The organism is Pseudomonas sp. NPDC007930, from assembly GCF_042958985.1.
Taxonomy (GTDB): Bacteria; Pseudomonadota; Gammaproteobacteria; order Pseudomonadales; family Pseudomonadaceae; genus Aquipseudomonas.
The window spans coordinates 487,811-505,121 of sequence record NZ_JBIBKC010000001.1; the positions used below are offsets into that span (position 1 = coordinate 487,811).

The following is a 17,311-nucleotide window of genomic DNA, read 5'->3' on the forward strand; positions in this document are numbered from 1 at the left end:
GTGTGAAAGAAGACCGCGCCAACCAACAGAATGTGGCTCAAGACGGTGCTGATCGCAGCCTCAACAGCGTTGCCCAAGACGGTGCCGACCGTAGCCTGCAAACGGTTGCCCAGGACGCCAGCGAGTACAACCAGAACGGTGTGAAAGAAGACCGCGCCAACCAACAGAATGTGGCTCAAGACGGTGCTGATCGCAGCCTCAACAGCGTTGCCCAAGACGGTGCCGACCGTAGCCTGAACAGCGTCGCCCAAGACGGTGCCGATCGCAGCCTGAACAGCGTTGCCCAAGACGGTGCCGATCGCAGCCTGAACAGCGTTGCCCAAGACGGTGCCGACCGCAGCCTCAACAGCGTTGCCTGATCACCCGCTACACCTGCAGTCCAAAGACCGGGCCTAGCGCCGGGTTTGGTTTTTTCAGGTGCCGCGCGGTTTGGCGCGGGCCGTCGGTTCGGCGATCAGCGGGTTGTCTGGCCAGTAGTGCTTGGGGTAGCGGCCTTTCAAATCCTTTTTCACCTCCACATAGGTGTTGGCCCAAAAACTCGCCAAATCCTGCGTCACCTGCACCGGCCGGCGCCCGGGCGAGAGCAGGTGCAACTTCACCACCTGGCGGCCACCGGCGATGCGGGGGGTATCGGCCAGGCCAAACAGTTCTTGCAGGCGCACCGCCAGCACCGGCGGCGCTTCGCTGTAGTCCAGGCGGATATTCGAGCCCGAGGGCACCTGCAGGGTTTGTGGGGCGAGCTCTTCCAGCCGTTGCGGCAGCGGCCAGGGCAGGCTGTTGCGCAGGATCGAGCTGAGGTCGAGCTGGGCAAAGTGGCTCAGGCGGGTGACCTTGCCCAGGTAGGGCATCAGCCAGTGCTCGAGGTTAGCGAGCAACGCCGCATCGGCCACGTCGGGCCATTCGCTGCCGGGGCCAGCCAGGCTGCGCAGCAACTGCACGCGTGCCTGCCACTGGCGTAGCTCTGGGGTCCACGGCAGCAGTGCCAGGCCTTTGCGCCGCACCAGCCCGAGCAAGGCGCGGGCGCGTTGGCTTTCGTCGAGCCCGGCCAAGGGCTCGCGGGCCAGCACCAACTCACCCACACGGTGCTGGCGTTCAGCCTTGAGTACACCTTCGCGCTCGTCCCAGTCGAGCACATCGACCAGCTGCCGCTGCTCGGCCAGCACCCCCTCGAACAGGCTGGGGTCGAGGTCGGTGGCCAGGTAAATGCGCTCCTCGCGCTGGCCCTGGCGGCTGCCGAGGTCCGCGACCACGATCCAGGCGTGTTTCATCAGCGCATCGGCCTCGCCGAACTGCGCGGCGCGGCCGTTGGCCAGCCGATAGTCGGCAGCGCCCGGTTTACGCTGCTGGGCAACCCGGTCCGGGTAGGCCATCGCCAGCAAGGCACCCAGCCAGCGCGGGTGTTCAGGGTCGGCCACCGGCTCGCTCGCCGCGCCGCGCAGGTAGCCGCGGAACTGCCGCGCCAGCTGCCGCACCCGCTGGCCGCCACCGCGGGCGCCGGCACCGAGCAAGGCCAGGCGGCTGTGCAGGTCGGCGCCGCCGCCGGGTAGCAGGTCGCGTTCGCCGAGCAGCGCCGCCACATCGCAGGCCAATGGGCCCAGCCCCAAGGCATGGCCGCGCAGCAATAAATGCGCGATGCGCGGGTGCGCGGGCAGCTCGGCCATGGCCTGGCCATGGGCGCCCAGGCGGCCATCGGCATCGAGCGCGCCGAGCCGGCCGAGCAGCTCGCGCGCCTGGGCGTAGGGCGCCGCCGGCGGCGCGTCGAGCCAGCTCAACTCGCCCGGCTGCACACCCCAACGGGCCAATTGCAGGGCCAACCCGGCGAGGTCGGCCTGGAGCATTTCAGCGCTGGCGAACGCCGCGAGCTGCTCGTGTTGGTCTTGCGACCACAGCCGGTAACACGCCCCCGGTTCCAGCCGCCCGGCGCGGCCGGCGCGCTGCTCGGCGCTGGCGCGGGAAATCCGTTGCGTGTGCAGGCGGGCCATGCCGCTGCCCGGGTCAAACGCCGGCACCCGCGCCAGGCCACTGTCGACCACCACCCGCACCCCTTCGATGGTCAGGCTGGTTTCCGCCAGGTTGGTGGCCAACACCACCTTGCGCTGGCCGGCCGGCGCTGGGTCGATCGCCGCACGTTGGGCGGCCAGGTCGAGCTCGCCATGCAGCGCGCACAGGCGGATGCCCACCACGCCCTCCAAAGCCGCCTCGAGGCGCTGCTGCACCCGGCGGATCTCCGCCTGCCCGGGCAAAAACACCAGCACGCTACCGCCTTGCTCGTCCAGCGCCCGCAACACCGTGTCAGCCACCCGCCCGTCGATCGGCTCGCCAGCCTGCCACGGCCGCCCCCAGTGCACCTGCACCGGGTGCATGCGGCCCTCGCTGGTGACCACCGGCGCGCCGCCGAGCAACGCCGCCACCCGCTCGCCGTCGAGAGTGGCAGACATCACCAGCACCTTCAGCGGCGGGTCGTCACGCAACAGCGCGCGGCCGTTCAAGGCCAGCGCCAAGGCCAGGTCGGCGTCTAGGCTGCGCTCGTGGAATTCGTCGAAAATCAGCACACCCACCCCTTCCAGGGCCGGGTCTTGCTGCAGCCGGCGGGCCAGAATGCCCTCGGTGACCACCTCGATGCGGGTGCGCGGGCCGACCTTGCTGTCTAGCCGGATGCGATACCCCACGGTGCCGCCCACCGCCTCGCCCAGTTCACTGGCCAGCCGCTCCGCCGCGGCCCGCGCGGCCAAGCGCCGTGGCTCGAGCATGATGATGCTCTGCCCGCGCAGCCACGGCTCGGCCAGCAGTGCCAAGGGCACGCGGGTGGTCTTGCCGGCGCCCGGCGGGGCCTGCAGCACGGCTTCGTGGTGGGTGGCCAGGGCCTGGCGCAGGGCCGGCAGTACGGCGTCGATGGGTAAGGAATTCATGGGGGCTCCGCAACGGGGCCCGCAGTATACCCCCCCCGCCTACCGCCCGCGCCGCTGCGCCGCTATGATCAGCGGCCGCATAACCCCTATAAGAAATGGACTTCAGCATGAACGAACTACTTGCCCTTGGCCTGCCCAGCTACCTGGTGATCCTGCTGGTACTGCTGTGTGCCTACATCATCTTCGGGGTGGCGGGTTTCGGCTCGGCGCTGATCGCCGGGCCCTTCCTCGCCTGGTACATCCCGGTCGCCAAGATCGTCCCGCTGCTGGCGCTGATCGACCTGTGCGCCGCGATCATCAACGTCAGCCGCGACGGGCGCAGCGCCAACTGGCCGGAGCTCAAGCGCCTGGTGCCGCTGATGATGCTTGGCAGCCTGGTCGGCGCCACCTTGCTGCTCAACATCCACCCCGAGGCCTTGATGCTCGCGCTCGGGCTGTTCGTGGTGGCCTACGCCCTGTACGCCCTGCTCGGCCGCCGCCCGCAGCGCACCTTCAGCCCCCGCCATGCCATCCCGTTCGGCTCGGTGGGCGGGGTGTGCAGCGCACTGTTCGGCAGTGGCGGGTTTATCTACGCCATCTACCTGAGCGGCCGGCTGCCCGACAAGAACGCCATGCGCACCACCCAGGTGACGCTGATCGGGCTCAGCACCCTGACCCGGGTGGTGCTGTTCGCGCTGGCCGGGGTGTACCTCGACACCAGCGTGCTGTGGCTGGCGGTGTGTTTGGCGCCGGGGATGATCATGGGCGTGGTGATCGGGCGGCGGTTAACACTGAAGATGTCGCGGGAGCAGTTTTTGAAGGTGATCAATGTGGTGGTGTTGGCGGCGGGGGTGATGTTGGTGGTTCGGTATTTTGTGGGGTAAGGGGGCCCCGCAAGCAGAGGCTGGGCAAGCTCAGCGCGGGCCGCTCATCGAACCCCACTCGGTGGCCCATGCTGCTGCGTTATCGGGGGTTCCGGCTTGCTGGAGGCCGGCTAGCCGGGTATCGGCTTGCCGGTTGTGGGGTCGAGGCCTTTTTCACGGGCCAGCCGCTGGATCAAGTCTTCGCTGGGTTTTGTGGGGGCGATATTGGCTTTGCGCGCCTTAACCCATTTGAGGGTGCCATCCCACTCGGGCAGCTTGGCGGGTGGGAGGGGAACGATTTCGTCTATTTCGGGGACGCTTGGGTTTGCATAGGACCATCCATAGAGGCGATCTCCAATGGCCTCGTAACGCGCAGCCCTTTCAATATCTATATCTTGCCCTATATAATTAATACTATCAGGCTCGTGTCGTTCTCTGAATCCTTCCTCTAGGAATGATGCTGCAATACTGTCACCTCCCGAAACCCCCAATTGAAAAGCATGCATCGCTTTTTCATATTCACCACCCGCCATGTAAAAAACACCTAACGTCATCCCAGCCTCTCCATGCCCTTGCTGTGCCGAACACAGGTACATTTGTGCTGCTACAGCCGGGGCAATTGTTCGAGGGGAAAGTATTTCAGCAATCAAAAATTGAGCTTCAGCACTTCCAAGATCAGCAGCTTTACGAAAGTACCTCAGAGCCATTTCTGAATCTTGCTCCAGCCCACCTGTTCCTGACCTCAACATCTTCCCAAAAAAGTAATACCCTGAGGCCACTTCCGCCTCAATAAGCCTCTCACTCAACCGGAGGGAATCTCCCGGCTGAGCCGAGAACTCTCCCCGAAACACACCATTCTGAAGATTTATACTGGCCTTCGAATGCCCGTGCTCCGCTGCGATACGATAAAAACGCTCAACCTGACGATTGACCAAGCCATCTCTCGCCAACAGGTTGTTTTGCTGCAACCACCGCCCGTACAGGAACATCGAGTCCACTTCGGTGCTCATCGTATGAAATATTTCGTGCTGGCAGGTGAAATCAAGAGAGTGCTCCGGCATTACGGTACTGTCTTGCGCAACGCCCGTTTTCGCAGAGGCCGAAGCCAAAGCCGCCACACAAAAAAGTGACGCAGCAATACATCTCTGAAACATCTTCACGCGTGGTAATGTGATCACCCCATCAATCCCCACTCAACACCGCTCACCTTGCTTATCCACTTATCTTTCATCGGCCAGTAGCGGGGGTGGTACGTCCTGATCACCTGGGTGGGAAATATTGCCCCCTCTTCGAAGTACTGGATCACGTCTGGTCGCGCCAATTGGCCTGAGATGGGCCAAATCACTTTCCAGTAACCACTGGTAGGGCAAGCGGTACCTGTCCAGCAAATGCGCACGGGGAAGTTTGTGTTGCTGAAGGCGGGCGAGCCGGGCATCGGTTCACCGGTCGCGGGGTCAAGATTTTTTTCACGGGCCAACCGTTCGATTAGATCCTCGCTGGGCTTCTCGGGCGCGATGTTGGCTTTGCGTTCCTTGACCCATTTAAGTGTGCCATCCCATTCAGGCAGCTTGGCGGGTGGAAGGGGAACGATTTCGTCTATTTCGGGGACGCTTGGATTTGCATATGACCATCCAGACAAGCGTTCTCTGATAGCCTCATAACGTGCAGCTCTCTCAATATCTATATCCTGCCCTAAATCATACATACTCCCAGGTTCATGACGCTCCTTAAATGCTTTTTTCAAAAAGGATGCTGCAGTACTATCGCCGCCCAACACGCCTAACTGAAGCGCATTTATTGCCTCACCATAATTGCCTCTAACCATAAAAAAAACACCTAACACCCTTCCTGCCTTCCCGTGCCCTTGTTGGGCAGAGCACAAATACATCTGTGCTGCCACAGCCTGGTGATTTTTTTGAGGCGAAAGTATTTCGGCGATCCAAAACTGAGCATCTGCACTTCCCAAGTCAGCGGCCTTACGAAAATATTGCAATGCCACTTCTGAATCTTGCTCCAGCCCACCTACTCCTGAACTCAACATCTTCCCAACAAAGTAATACCCTGAGGCCACTTCCGCTTCAATAAGCCTCTCACTCAACCGGAGGGGATCTCCCGGCTGAGCCGAGAACTCTCCCCGAAACACACCATTCTGAAGATTTATACTGGCCTTCGAATGCCCGTGCTCCGCTGCGATACGATAAAAACGCTCAACCTGACGATTGACCAAGCCATCTCTCGCCAACAGGTTGTTTCGCTGCAACCACCGCCCGTACAGGAACATCGAATCCACTTCGGTGCTTACCGTATGAAACATTTCATGCTGGCAAGTAAAATCAAGAGAGTGCTCCGGCATTACGGTACTGCCTTGCGAAATGCCCGCTTCCGCAGAGGCCGAAGCCGCCACAGAAAAAAGTGACGCAGCAATACATCTCTGAAACATCTTCACGCGTGGCAATGTGCTCACCCCATCAACCCCCACTCAACACCGCTCACCTTGCTTATCCACTTATCTTTCATCGGCCAGTAGCGGGGGTGGTACATCCTGATCACCTGGGTGGGAAATATTGCCCCCTCTTCGAAGTACTGGATCACGTCTGGCCGCGCCAGTTGGCCTGAGATGGGCCAAATCACTTTCCAGTAACCGCTGGTAGGGCAAGCGGTACCTGTCCAGCAAATACGCACGGGGAAGTTTGCATTGCTGAACGCGGGCGAGCCGGGCATCGGTTTTCCGGTCATCGGATCAAGATTCTTCTCCCCAGCCATCCGTTTGATAAGCTCTTCGTCGGGTTCGATAGGGGGAAGGTTGGCTTTACGCTCATCGACCCATTTTAAATTACCTTCCCAGGCCGGTAACGCCGAGGGCGGCAAAGGTACGATCTCGTTGATCTCAGGAACTTTTGGGTTTGCATATGACCAGCCCGCTAGAATCTTAGATATACGCTTATAGCGTTCCGACCTCTCTGAATCATGCTCCTGCCCCAAATAGTGAAGTTGATTAGACTTCTCAACCCCCGAAAATCCCTTCGCCATAAATGAGGCCGCGCTTTCGTCACCTGCAGCTATCGCAAGCTGGAAGGCTTCCAGAGCCTCATCATATTTTTTCTGATTTTTAAAGCGGACTCCGAGAGCCAGCCCTGCTTTTCCGTGCCCCTGCTGAGCGGAGCACTTGTACATCTGCTCCGCAACCGCTGGCTCGGCAAACTTAGGAGACAGCAGTCTGCCGAGATAAAACTGGGCATCTGCACTGCCAAGATCAGCAGCTTTACGAAAATATTTCAGCGCCATTTCTGAATCTTGATCCAGCCCACCTGCCCCTGAGCTCAACATCTCCCCAACAAAGTAATACCCTGAGGCCACTTCCGCCTCAATAAGCCTCTCACTCAACCGGAGGGAATCTCCCGGCTGAGCCGAGAACTCTCCCCGAAACACACCATTTTGAAGATTTATACTGGCCTTCGAATGCCCGTGCTCCGCTGCGATACGATAAAAACGCTCAACCTCACGATTGACCAAGCCATCTCTTGCCAACAGGTTGTTTCGCTGCAACCACCGCCCATACATGAACATCGAGTCCACTTCGGTGCTTATCGTATGAAATATTTCGTGCTGGCAGGTAAAATCAAGAGAGTGCTCCGGCATTACGGTACTGCCTTGCGCGACGACCGTTTCCGCAAAAGCCGAAGCCACCACACAAAAAATTGATGCGGCAATAAAGCTCTGAAACATCTTCCCACGTGGCAATGTGCTCACCCCATCAACCCCCACTCAACACCGCTCACCTTGCTTATCCACTTATCTTTCATCGGCCAGTAGCGGGGGTGGTACGTCCTGATCACCTGGGTGGGAAATATTGCCCCCTTTTCGAAGTACTGGATCACGTCCGGACGCGCCAGTTGGCCAGAAATGGGCCAAATCACTTTCCAGTAACCGCTGGTAGGGCAAGCGATACCTGTCCAACAAATACGCACGGGGAAGTTTGCGTTGCTGAACGCGGGCGAGCCAGGCATCGGTTCACCGGTCGCGGGGTCAAGATTTTTTTCACGGGCCAATCGTTCGATTAGATCCTCGCTGGGCTTCTCGGGTGCGATGTTGGCTTTGCGTTCCTTGACCCATTTAAGTGTGCCATCCCATTCAGGCAGCTTGGCGGGTGGGAGGGGAACGATTTCGTCTATTTCGGGGACGTTTGGGTTTGCATAGGACCATCCATAGAGGCGTTCTCCAATGGCCTCGTAACGCGCAGCCCTTTCAATATCTATGTCTTGCCCTATATCATATGTACTACCAGGCTTGTGGCGCTCTCGGAATCCTTTCTCCAGAAATGATGCTGCGATACTGTCTCCTGCCGAAACGCCTAGTTGAAAAGCTTGCATCGCTTTTTCATACTCTCTATCCATCATTTAAAAAACACCTAACGTCACCCCAGACTTCCCATGCCCTTGCTGTGCAGCACATAGGTACATCTGCGCTGCCACAGCCGGAGCAATTGCTCGAGGAGAAAGTATTTCAGCGATCAAAAACTGGGCTTCGGCACTTCCAAGATCAGCAGCTTTACGAAAGTACCTCAGAGCCATTTCTGAATCTTGATCCAGCCCACCTGCCCCTGAGCTCAACATCTCCCCAACAAAGTAATACCCTGAGGCCACTTCCGCCTCAATAAGCCTCTCACTCAACCGGAGGGAATCTCCCGGCTGAGCCGAGAACTCTCCCCGAAACACACCATTTTGAAGATTTATACTGGCCTTCGAATGCCCGTGCTCCGCTGCGATACGATAAAAACGCTCAACCTGACGATTGACCAAGCCATCTCCCGCCAACAGGTTGTTTCGCTGCAACCACCGCCCATACATGAACATCGAGTCCACTTCGGTGCTTATCGTATGAAATATTTCGTGCTGGCAGGTAAAATCAAGAGAGTGCTCCGGCATTACGGTACTGCCTTGCGCGACGACCGTTTCCGCAAAAGCCGAAGCCACCACACAAAAAATTGATGCGACAATAAAGCTCTGAAACATTTTCCCACGTGGCAATGTGCTCACCCCATCAACCCCCACTCAACACCGCTAACCTTGCTTGTCCACTTATCTTTCATCGGCCAGTAGCGGGGGTGGTACGTCCTGATCACCTGGGTGGGAAATATTGCCCCCTCTTCGAAGTACTGGATCACGTCCGGACGCGCCAGTTGGCCAGAAATGGGCCAAATCACTTTCCAGTAACCGCTGGTAGGGCAAGCGGTACCTGTCCAGCAAATACGCACGGGGAAGTTTGCGTTGCTGAACGCGGGCGAGCCGGGCATCGGTTTGCCGGTCGCGGGGTCAAGATTTTTTTCACGGGCCAACTGCTCGATTAAGTCCTCACTGGGTCTCTCGGGAGCGACATTGGCTTTGCGCATTTCAATCCACTTTAGCGTGCCATCCCATTCAGGAATTTTGCTGGGAGGCAAGGGTAAAACGTAGTTAATTTCGGGAACTACAGGACTGGCGTAAGACCACCCTGCCAACAAACGCCAAATTTCTTTGTAGCGCCTCGATCGTTCAAAATCCTTCTCTTGCCCCATATAATAAATACTGTCTTGATCATCCACACCTGAGAAGCCTTTACTTAAAAATGAAGCCGAAGTGCTGCTTCCACCTGCTACGCCCAACTGAAAAGCCTCGAGGGCCTTCTGAAATTTACCTAGTTCTCTATAGTAAATCCCCAAACTTACTCCAGCACCAGCATGCCCTTGTCGGGCAGCGCATAGATACATAGATTCGGCGACAGCAGGTGCTACGTCTTTTGGCGAAAGCTTCTCTGCGAGCAAAAACTGTGCTTCTGCGCTTCCGAAGTCAGCAGCCCTTCGAAAAAAACGTAAAGCCATTTCAGGGTCCTGCTGCAAGGTACCAGCACCAGAGTACAGTAGCTTTCCTACAAAATAATAGCCAGTAGCCACTCCCTGTTCAATCAGCACATCACTGAAACGGACATGCTCGTCACTTTCAAATATAAAGTCACCCCGAAAGGCACCATTTTGAAGGTTTATGTTCGCCTTGCTATGCCCATGCTCTGCTGCGATTCGATAGAGCCTTTCGACCTCTTTTGAGATTTTTTCATCTCCACCGAGAAGGTTTCCCTTTTGCAACCATCTAGCATATCCAAATAGCTTATCGCTATCTATTGAGGCAATAGGAAATTCCTCACTACGGCATTCAAACTTCAAGCTCTCAGAAAACTTATCCATCTGTGACACTCCGTATACATCAGTGATTAACCACCCGAAACCCGCCACCACCGACCAAGCAATAATTCTAAACATCAATCTAAATCCGTTCTATCTGCGCCACCATAAAAGAACTCAACTAACGAAGCTTTAGGCTTATCACGATCAGTTCGACGTTTTTTGTTAGTCTTCATCAACTCCTCCCAAGACTCGAACGCCTCCGCCGGATCCTCCTGCCCCCCAACCCCATTCGTATGCAAATCCCACAACCTCTTCCTCAACGCCAAACTCACACTCGCCCAGTCATGCGCGATATTCATCTCACTGTCGACCATCATGCTGCGGCTATTGATATTCGCCGAGCCATGGGTGGTAAACACATCGTCCACAATCATCAACTTCGAGTGCACATAAACCGGCATCCAGTCATCGCCCGGCGAGTCGCTAGCCACCAGTGAGCACACATGCACTTTCAAACCGGGAATCGCCGGTGGGCGCTTCACTTCCCCAGACTTGACATCTTCGATGTCTCTTTGCAGGCGCGCTTGCCGCTCGCGAGCTAGCAGTTGAGCCTGCCAGGGGCCAAGGTGCATGCTGGCTTCAAAGCCTTCTTCCCTGGCGCGTTTGGTCAACTCGTCGATGCGCCTGAGTTTGGTCAGTTCCGGGATCCGCTCCTCGCGCCCGAGGCACTCCAACATACGCTGGGTATTCACAGTACCCGGCCCGATGCCCTCTCCGGCGTCGTTGGTAATGACGAACAGGTGCAGCGAGCCGTGTTCTTCTGGCCGGCGCCCACCCGCGAGCTGCCGGGCGGCGACTTCTTTTATCAACTCGGCCAACGGCGGCCAGCGGAAGTACTGATTTTCAATGTAAATGCACTGGGTAGCATTGTTTACGGCTTGCAGGTATAGGCTTTCGATGTCGCGTTTTTCAGCTTGAGGTTGAGTCCGGAGCAATTGCGCAACTACTGTGGTTCCTGTGTGGGTTTTCAACCTCTTCCCTATCGCCATCGCGGCTCGGGCTTTTAATAAATCCTCTTGGGTTTCTTTCTCCCAGGCCGTCGCGAAATTGTGGTGCAAGTGCTCAAGGACAGGACCACTCACCTGGCTTGAAATGTCCTGCCGCGGCAGCTTCCCTCTTGCTCCCCAATTAGGTGCTGGTTTGCTGTAACCCGAGCGGTTCAAAGCTGAATGCTTATCACAGTCCCAGTATTCATCAAGCATGTTATGGCCCATCACGAAACCCACGGCCCGTTCAGGCAATTCGTAATCGACCAATACCGTTTTCTGGTGATGGGTGGGAGCGGCAGCCATGCTTCCCAAGGTGGTCGCACTCAACTTATCCCGAGCGTGGAAGGCGGCGCGATACACCAACTCCGCACGTTCGGTAATCCCAAACCCACGCCCAATGAATCGAGGGCCGTTTGGAGATCGCCACATTATTTTCGGGATCTTCGCCAACATGCCCCGTTGCTTTAGAACGCCTGGCCCCGTATCGATGCCGGTGTGTTTGGCAAACCACTCACGGTCATATTCATACTGCTGATCAGTCGAAACCTGGCCCTCACGGTTTTTGATGCTCACAGTCCCCTTACCCGGCAGGTTCGCCTCCCCACCCAACCCGGCCCAATTCAAGGGCGCCTCCCACCCCAATATTCGAACCTCAACACCACTGGCCGCCTTCATCCGCAACAGCTCACCAATAGAAGGCGCCTTACCATCGCGAATGAAGTACATCGACGGCTGGAACCCCCAGCAAATGATGTCTACGGTTTTTTCCGCACGCGCGATGGCCTCGTGCACAGCGCGGAAGGTTTCTTGCCCGTTGACCAACGGGATGTAACCCGCCAGGGTTGGGTGGTACTCGGTGTTTTGCACAAACCAGGGGGCCGTGCAGTGCGCGGTGTGGGTGTCCTTGAGGGCAACGGGTACTACGATTTCACACTGGCTCATGGGGTGTCGTCCTTGTGGGGGTGTTGCGCATCGAGCGCGGCCTGGTACAGCGCGCGGTGGTCGCTGTGAGAAGCCGGTTGGTTGATGTCCGGGTTGGCCGCCACCGGGTGTTGATGCAGGCCGGCATTGGCCAGGTGCCCCTGCGCTTCATTGCGGTAGGCTGCGGGCACCGGCAGGCGGTACTGCACACCGTTCGCAAGCTTGAGCACGTACTGCCCCGTCACGACCTGGTGCTCAACCGCCAACTGCCCGCTGGCATCGAGCACGCCTTCTTGCAGCAACGTGCCGTGGGCATACAGCTGGTAGGGCATGCCCGCCCAACCCTGGCTCGCGGCATTCGGCGTGCGCGGCACGCTCAGCCGCAACACCTCCTTGCTCTGCAACTGCGGATACTCCGGGTGCTGCAGCCCCATGCTCGCCGCGCCGCTGTATTCGAAGCGCTTGGCCTTCACCTTCACATCCGCCTCGGTGCCCAGCTCGATCCCCGCCGGGCCCAGGGTCAGGTAGGTGCCACCGGCATTGAGGATGATTTTCTGCTTGGCGCTGATGTGCACTTCGCGCTCGGTGCTCACCAGCGCCAGGTTGTGCCGGGCGAGCAGTTCCATCTGGTCGTTCTGCGCCTGCACGGTGACCGCGCCCTGGTTGGCGACCAGCTTGAAGCCGAGCTTGCGCACGAACAGGCTCAGCCCCTCGCCCACGCCCATGAACAGCCGCTTGGCCACGCTGAGGCTGGCGTTATTGCCGGCGCTTTGCAGCAGGTTGCCGTCGGCGGCCAGTTGCAGGTGCTCGCCGCTGCTCAGGGCCATGCCCTGGGGCGCGCTGAGCAGGGCGACGGAGGCTTGCAGCGTATCGAGCCGGTCGTTGAGCAGGCTGAGCTGGGCGTGCAGGTCGGCGGGTTCGGCCTTGGCGGCGCTGGCATCGTCGGAGAGCCGCTGCAACTGGTCGCTGGCCTGGCGCAGGCGGCCCATGGCGGCGCTGATGTCGGCGGCCTGGCCCCCCGCCTTCACCTGCTCATCAGCACTGACCAACACCCCCTTCCCCGCCCTTAACACCCCCCAGGCATCGGTACGCAGCTCAAACCCCTCGCCGCGCTTGTGCTTCGCGGCATCCACCAGATGCCCCAAGTTCAACTGGCTCTTGCCGCCAAACTCGGTGCTCAGCTTCACGTGCTCCTCACCGCGGCGGTCTTCCATGCGCAGCTTGTTGTTGGCCGGGGTGCGCAGCACGTTGCGGGTTTCGTTGAAGCGGTTCACGGGGTCCACATGCTGTTTGTCGTGCAGCGCGTGGGCGATGTAGGGGCGGTCGGGGTCGCCGTGTTCGAAGGCGATCGCCACTTCGGTGCCGGGTATCAGCGGCAGGTGCAGGCCGTGCTTGGCGCCGGCGTAGGGCCGGGCCAGGCGTAGCCATTTACTTTCTTCGCCCTTGGGCCAGGGGTGCAGGTCGAACACGAAGCGCACGCGGTAGCGGCCGTCGTTGTCGAGGTCGGCGTAGGGGCGGCCGGGGTCGAAGCGTTCGGTCACCCGCGCCGGCAGGGTGCCGGCCATCACCGGCTTGGGCTTGAGTGGCGGGCGGTAGGCGACGCTTTCTATAAAGGGGATGCCGCTGAACTGCACCTGGTAGTTGCGCTGGCGGTGGCCGCGCACGCGGGTGTGGGTGATGCTCACGCCTTCGGCGAAGGCCTGCGGCGGGCCGTTGCTGATGGGCAGGGTTTGCCCGGGGGCGAGGCTGGCGCAGCTGCTTTCGCCGCTCAGGCGGGTTTGCCCGTTGAGGTAGCGTTCGTGCAGCAGCCGCGCGCTGAAGTAGGCGCTGGGGCTGGGCAGTTGGCGGCCGCGGTCGATGGTGTCGCCGACGTCGACGAAGCAGTCGTCGAGGTGGTAGGCCAGGCCGCGGGTGGTGGTGGCGTTGCCGCGGGTGTGGTCCACGCCCACGTCTTCGTCGTAGGCGCGGCCGGCGTCGACCCCACCGTTGGACAGCGGGCTGAGGTCCATGTAGCTGTAGTGGCGCACGCGCACGGCTTTTTCCACCACCTGGTGCTCGGCGCGCAGGGCCCACACGGCGTCTTCGCCGTCGTTGGCCAGGCCGGCTTCGGCCACGCAGGGCAACGCCGTGGCGGTGGGCGGGGTGAACTGGTCGTCGTGAAAGTGCATCACGCCGATGCCGCCGCTGTGGATCTCGGCGAAGCGGTACCAGATGCCCACCTCGGCCAGCAGGCGGTCGATGAAGGCCAGGTCGCTTTCGGCGTACTGCATCACCTGTTCGCGCTTGGCGTACTCGCGGGCGAGTTCGAAGCGGCATTCGTAGGTGGGGAACTGGTTGTGCTCCACCAGCACGCTTTTGACGATTTCCGGGATGCTCTGGTGCTGGAAGATCCGCGAGTACTGGCCGCGGCCGAGCAGCGCCAGGCGCGGTTGCAACGTGACCTGGTAGTGGGTTTGTTCTTTGCTGCGCTTGAGGTGCTTGAAGCCGGTGATGAAGCCGAAGATCGAGCGCAGTGGGGCCGGTTGTTGAACCTGCTGGCCGGCCCAGGCGGGTTTGACCGGGGCGGCGTGCAGCACCAGGCTGGCCTCCTTGGCCAGGACCTGGTCGGGGTGGATGTCCAGCGCGCTGGAGTCGAATTCGATCTGGTAACTGAAGGGCTGGCTGAGGTGCTCTTCACCTTCGAAGGCGATGACGTCAATGGCGGCGTCGAGGCCTTGGATAGTGAGGGAATAGCGAGTGTAAGGGGCGAAGGCTTGGCTCATGGGCGGCGCGCCTGTGGGGCGGGCCACCGTGAGGGGGCGTGTGGCGGCATGGCTGGGCATCCTTGGACGGCGGAAGGTCGCGGGGGATTGTTTCCCGGTGCCCTCCCCGCTGTAAGCCAGACAATTCGCAAACCTGCGCGTGAAAATGGGTAAATTGTTGTAGGAATAATCCACCCAGAAACATCACGCAAAACCCACCGCCGCACAAAACCCAAACCCACCCTCGCGGTCTGAACATCCAGCGGTATCATTTAGCCTGTATCGTAGCGTTTCCCCTTCTTCTTCCAGGAGTGTTTCATGCGCATTTCCCCCCGTGTGATCGGCAGTGCCCTGGTGGCCACCTTGCTCACCCAACTGGTCGGCTGCGGCACCCTGTTCTGGCCTGACCGCCGTGGCCAGATAGAAGGCCAGATCGACCCGGTCATCGCCGTGCTCGACGCCGTTGGCCTGCTGTTCTATGTGATCCCCGGTGTGATCGCCTTCGGCGTCGACATCGCCACTGGCGCCATCTACCTGCCCAACGGCACCCATGCCCAGGTCGACCCGGCCAAGCTGCGCCCGGCCGTGCAACCCGACGGCTCGGTAGACCGCACCCGCCTGCAGGCCATCCTGCAGCAAGAGCTTGGCCGCCACCTGCCGCTGGATGACCCGCGCTTGATCGAGCACCGGGGTAGCACCGAGCAGCTCGCCAGCTACGGCCTGGTGCCGGCAGCCTGATGCCCAAGGCTGCCAGCGAGCGCCACGCTCGCCTGCTGCGCCTGGCCACCCGGGCGTCGCTGTGCGTGGCGAGTATTCTCATCGTGGCCAAGGCGGTGGCGTGGTACCTCAGTGGTTCGGTCAGCCTGCTGGCCGGGCTGACCGACTCGGTACTCGACGGCGCCGCCTCGCTGCTGAACCTGTTGGCCATTCATTACGCCCTGCGCCCGGCCGACGACGACCACCGTTATGGCCACGGCAAGGCCGAGGCCCTGGCCGGCATGGGCCAGGCGCTGTTCATTGGCGTGAGTGCGCTGATGATCGGGGTACAAGCCGCCGAGCGCCTGCACTCGCCCGAGCCGATCGGCAGCCCGGGGCTGGGCGTGCTGGTGATGCTGCTGTCGCTGGTGCTGACGGTGGCGCTGCTGGCCTTGCAGCACAAGGTGATCCGCGAAACCGGCTCGACCGCGGTGCGCGCCGACTCGCTGCATTACCGCTCAGACCTCATGCTCAACGGCAGCATCCTGGTGGCGTTGCTGCTCGCCGGCTTTGGCTGGCCGCAGCTGGACGCGCTGTTCGGCCTGGGGATTGCGCTGTACATCCTCTGGAGCGCGGTGCACATCGCCAAGGAGAGCGTCGAGATCCTCATGGACAAAGAGCTGCCCCAGGATGTGAGCGAGCAGATGCTGGCCCTGGCCTGCAATGTTCCCGGGGTGCTCGGCGCCCACGACCTGCGCACGCGCATCTCCGGTAACCATTGGTTCGTGCAGGTGCATGTGGAGCTACCCGGGGCCCTCAGCCTGACCGCCGCCCACGCGCTGTGCGAACAGGTGGAAAGCGCGATCATCGGCGAGTACCCGAAGGCCGAGGTGCTGGTGCACGCCGACCCTCAGGAAGTGGTGGCCAAGGCGCAGCCTCAGTTCACCCCGTAGCCGCGCTGCACCAGGCAGTTGGCAAGGTTTTGCCGGTAGGTGTACACCACCGCGTCGGCCGGCGCGTAGGTGGCGGTGCGGGGGTCGAAGCCGCTTTGCTGGCTGGCCCACTGCTGGCATTCGTAGCGGTCGCGCTCCAACTGGGCGGGGCTTTGGCCGTTGGCCGGGTAGATGGCCACGTCATAGCCATTGGCTTGTTGCTGCACCGGTTGCGCCGGCACCGGCTGGCTGACCGGCACGCCTTGCGGCGGGTTGACGACGACGTAGTCCTGCTCGCTGTCGGCCCACTGGTAATAGGTGCCGGCAGCGACGAAGAACACCGTGCCGCCGATCCACATGCGCTCGGCGTAATCCGGCAGGTAGCGGGTGCGGATGCCATAGGGCGGGTTGACCACGATGTAGCGCCCGGCCTGCGGGCGATACCAATAGCCACCGGAATAGAAGTAATCCTGGCCGCGGTACGGCACCCGGTAGTTTTGCTCGGGGAAGCGGTCGACCATTTGCCCCGGGCGGTACTGCGGGCCGGAGCCCCAGCCGCCACCACGCGGGCCGTTGTCGCGGCGCTGGTCGGCGCCGCCGGCTTCGTAGCGGCGGTTCTGCGGTTGCAGGTCGCGGTAGTCGCCGCGGATCGGCGGCTGGCTCTGGCGTACGCTATCGGGGTGGGGCTGCAGCGGGTTGCCGCGCGGCGCCTCTTGCCCGGCGTTGGGGTTTTGCTGCCAGCCCTGGCCCTGCGGGCGGCCAGCGCCGGGGTTGTTGCCGCCGGGGTTGTAGTTCGGCTGCGGGCGCGGGGCGTTTTGTGGCGGCGCGCTCGGCCTGGGCTCGCTCTGCTGGCCGCCACCGCCCCCATGGCCACCCTGGATCAACCCCGGTGGCGGGGTGGGGCCATTGCTTTCGGCCTGGGCAACGCCGGCCACGGCCAGGCACAACAGGCTTGCGCTGGCCAGGCGCCAGAGGCTCGTACTCATGGGTTTGCTCATCAGGAAAGGCACACTGTGTAAGACCGGGAAAACCACAGGCGGTTCTGCGGTTACTGTATCAGCCTG

At 60.8% G+C, this 17,311-nt stretch carries 13 protein-coding genes and 1 pseudogene; 4 read left to right on the forward strand and 10 right to left on the reverse strand.

All coding sequences use genetic code 11. From position 1 onward, the window contains the following. Positions 1 to 359, forward strand: a pseudogene (locus ACFZCE_RS02280) (hypothetical protein); the annotation flags it as partial. 54 nt (positions 360 to 413) lie between these two features. On the opposite strand, the gene hrpB reads toward ACFZCE_RS02280, so the two are convergent. Beyond that, complete coding sequence (gene hrpB, locus ACFZCE_RS02285) at positions 414 to 2,909, reverse strand: ATP-dependent helicase HrpB (protein WP_390935671.1); 2,496 nt, start codon at positions 2,907 to 2,909, stop codon at positions 414 to 416. A 107-nt stretch (positions 2,910 to 3,016) separates the two neighbouring features. On the opposite strand from hrpB, the gene ACFZCE_RS02290 reads away from it, so the two are divergent. After that, positions 3,017 to 3,772 carry a TSUP family transporter gene (locus ACFZCE_RS02290; RefSeq protein WP_390935673.1) on the forward strand — a complete coding sequence of 252 codons (756 nt, stop codon included), beginning with the start codon at positions 3,017 to 3,019 and terminating at the stop codon, positions 3,770 to 3,772. A gap of 110 nt (positions 3,773 to 3,882) precedes the next feature. Here the strand turns inward: ACFZCE_RS02290 and ACFZCE_RS02295 are convergent, their stop codons facing one another. The 8 genes from ACFZCE_RS02295 to ACFZCE_RS02330 form a co-directional block, all read right to left on the reverse strand. Beyond that, positions 3,883 to 4,929: a DUF6396 domain-containing protein gene (locus tag ACFZCE_RS02295; protein WP_390935675.1), complete on the reverse strand. Its 1,047-nt coding sequence runs from the start codon at positions 4,927 to 4,929 to the stop codon at positions 3,883 to 3,885. Continuing rightward, on the reverse strand, positions 4,926 to 6,104 hold the full coding sequence (locus ACFZCE_RS02300) for a DUF6396 domain-containing protein (RefSeq protein ID WP_390935677.1): 1,179 nt from the start codon (positions 6,102 to 6,104) through the stop codon (positions 4,926 to 4,928). The genes ACFZCE_RS02295 and ACFZCE_RS02300 overlap by 4 nt, the downstream gene beginning before the upstream one ends. A 107-nt stretch (positions 6,105 to 6,211) precedes the next feature. Beyond that, complete coding sequence (locus tag ACFZCE_RS02305) at positions 6,212 to 7,477, reverse strand: DUF6396 domain-containing protein (protein ID WP_390935679.1); 1,266 nt, start codon at positions 7,475 to 7,477, stop codon at positions 6,212 to 6,214. A 20-nt stretch (positions 7,478 to 7,497) separates the two neighbouring features. Continuing rightward, positions 7,498 to 8,148, reverse strand: coding sequence for a DUF6396 domain-containing protein (locus ACFZCE_RS02310; protein ID WP_390935680.1), 651 nt, complete (start codon positions 8,146 to 8,148; stop codon positions 7,498 to 7,500). Beyond that, entirely contained in the window at positions 8,149 to 8,763 is a 615-nt protein-coding gene (locus tag ACFZCE_RS02315; protein ID WP_390935682.1) for a tetratricopeptide repeat protein, read from the reverse strand. A gap of 20 nt (positions 8,764 to 8,783) precedes the next feature. Next, entirely contained in the window at positions 8,784 to 9,968 is a 1,185-nt protein-coding gene (locus ACFZCE_RS02320) for a DUF6396 domain-containing protein (protein WP_390935684.1), read from the reverse strand. 74 nt (positions 9,969 to 10,042) lie between these two features. Then, a complete protein-coding gene (locus tag ACFZCE_RS02325) occupies positions 10,043 to 11,899 on the reverse strand; it encodes a phosphatidylserine/phosphatidylglycerophosphate/cardiolipin synthase family protein (protein ID WP_390935686.1) in 1,857 nt (618 codons plus the stop codon). Continuing rightward, complete coding sequence (locus ACFZCE_RS02330; protein WP_390935688.1) at positions 11,896 to 14,640, reverse strand: type VI secretion system tip protein VgrG; 2,745 nt, start codon at positions 14,638 to 14,640, stop codon at positions 11,896 to 11,898. Before ACFZCE_RS02330 ends, ACFZCE_RS02325 begins: the two co-directional genes overlap by 4 nt. Before the next feature lie 297 nt (positions 14,641 to 14,937). On the opposite strand from ACFZCE_RS02330, the gene ACFZCE_RS02335 reads away from it, so the two are divergent. Together ACFZCE_RS02335 and ACFZCE_RS02340 are read left to right on the forward strand one after the other, a co-directional pair. After that, positions 14,938 to 15,357, forward strand: a complete 420-nt coding sequence (locus ACFZCE_RS02335) for a polyribonucleotide nucleotidyltransferase (protein ID WP_390935689.1) — start codon at positions 14,938 to 14,940, stop codon at positions 15,355 to 15,357. Beyond that, a complete protein-coding gene (locus ACFZCE_RS02340) occupies positions 15,357 to 16,268 on the forward strand; it encodes a cation diffusion facilitator family transporter (protein WP_390935691.1) in 912 nt (303 codons plus the stop codon). Before ACFZCE_RS02335 ends, ACFZCE_RS02340 begins: the two co-directional genes overlap by 1 nt. On the opposite strand, the gene ACFZCE_RS02345 is transcribed toward ACFZCE_RS02340, so the two are convergent. After that, entirely contained in the window at positions 16,253 to 17,233 is a 981-nt protein-coding gene (locus ACFZCE_RS02345) for a DUF6515 family protein (protein WP_390935693.1), read from the reverse strand. The two genes, ACFZCE_RS02340 and ACFZCE_RS02345, sit on opposite strands and share 16 nt — an antisense overlap. Positions 17,234 to 17,311 lie beyond the last annotated feature (78 nt).

Bases quoted from the DNA above. Each gene is read 5' to 3' on its own strand.
- hrpB (WP_390935671.1), bottom strand. From the start codon at position 2,909: ATGAATTCCTTACCCATCGACGCCGTACTGCCGGCCCTGCGCCAGGCC.
- ACFZCE_RS02290 (WP_390935673.1), top strand. From the start codon at position 3,017: ATGAACGAACTACTTGCCCTTGGCCTGCCCAGCTACCTGGTGATCCTG.
- ACFZCE_RS02300 (WP_390935677.1), bottom strand. From the start codon at position 6,104: ATGCCGGAGCACTCTCTTGATTTTACTTGCCAGCATGAAATGTTTCAT.
- ACFZCE_RS02305 (WP_390935679.1), bottom strand. From the start codon at position 7,477: ATGTTTCAGAGCTTTATTGCCGCATCAATTTTTTGTGTGGTGGCTTCG.
- ACFZCE_RS02310 (WP_390935680.1), bottom strand. From the start codon at position 8,148: ATGATGGATAGAGAGTATGAAAAAGCGATGCAAGCTTTTCAACTAGGC.
- ACFZCE_RS02315 (WP_390935682.1), bottom strand. From the start codon at position 8,763: ATGTTTCAGAGCTTTATTGTCGCATCAATTTTTTGTGTGGTGGCTTCG.
- ACFZCE_RS02320 (WP_390935684.1), bottom strand. From the start codon at position 9,968: ATGGATAAGTTTTCTGAGAGCTTGAAGTTTGAATGCCGTAGTGAGGAA.
- ACFZCE_RS02325 (WP_390935686.1), bottom strand. From the start codon at position 11,899: ATGAGCCAGTGTGAAATCGTAGTACCCGTTGCCCTCAAGGACACCCAC.
- ACFZCE_RS02330 (WP_390935688.1), bottom strand. From the start codon at position 14,640: ATGAGCCAAGCCTTCGCCCCTTACACTCGCTATTCCCTCACTATCCAA.
- ACFZCE_RS02335 (WP_390935689.1), top strand. From the start codon at position 14,938: ATGCGCATTTCCCCCCGTGTGATCGGCAGTGCCCTGGTGGCCACCTTG.
- ACFZCE_RS02340 (WP_390935691.1), top strand. From the start codon at position 15,357: ATGCCCAAGGCTGCCAGCGAGCGCCACGCTCGCCTGCTGCGCCTGGCC.
- ACFZCE_RS02345 (WP_390935693.1), bottom strand. From the start codon at position 17,233: ATGAGTACGAGCCTCTGGCGCCTGGCCAGCGCAAGCCTGTTGTGCCTG.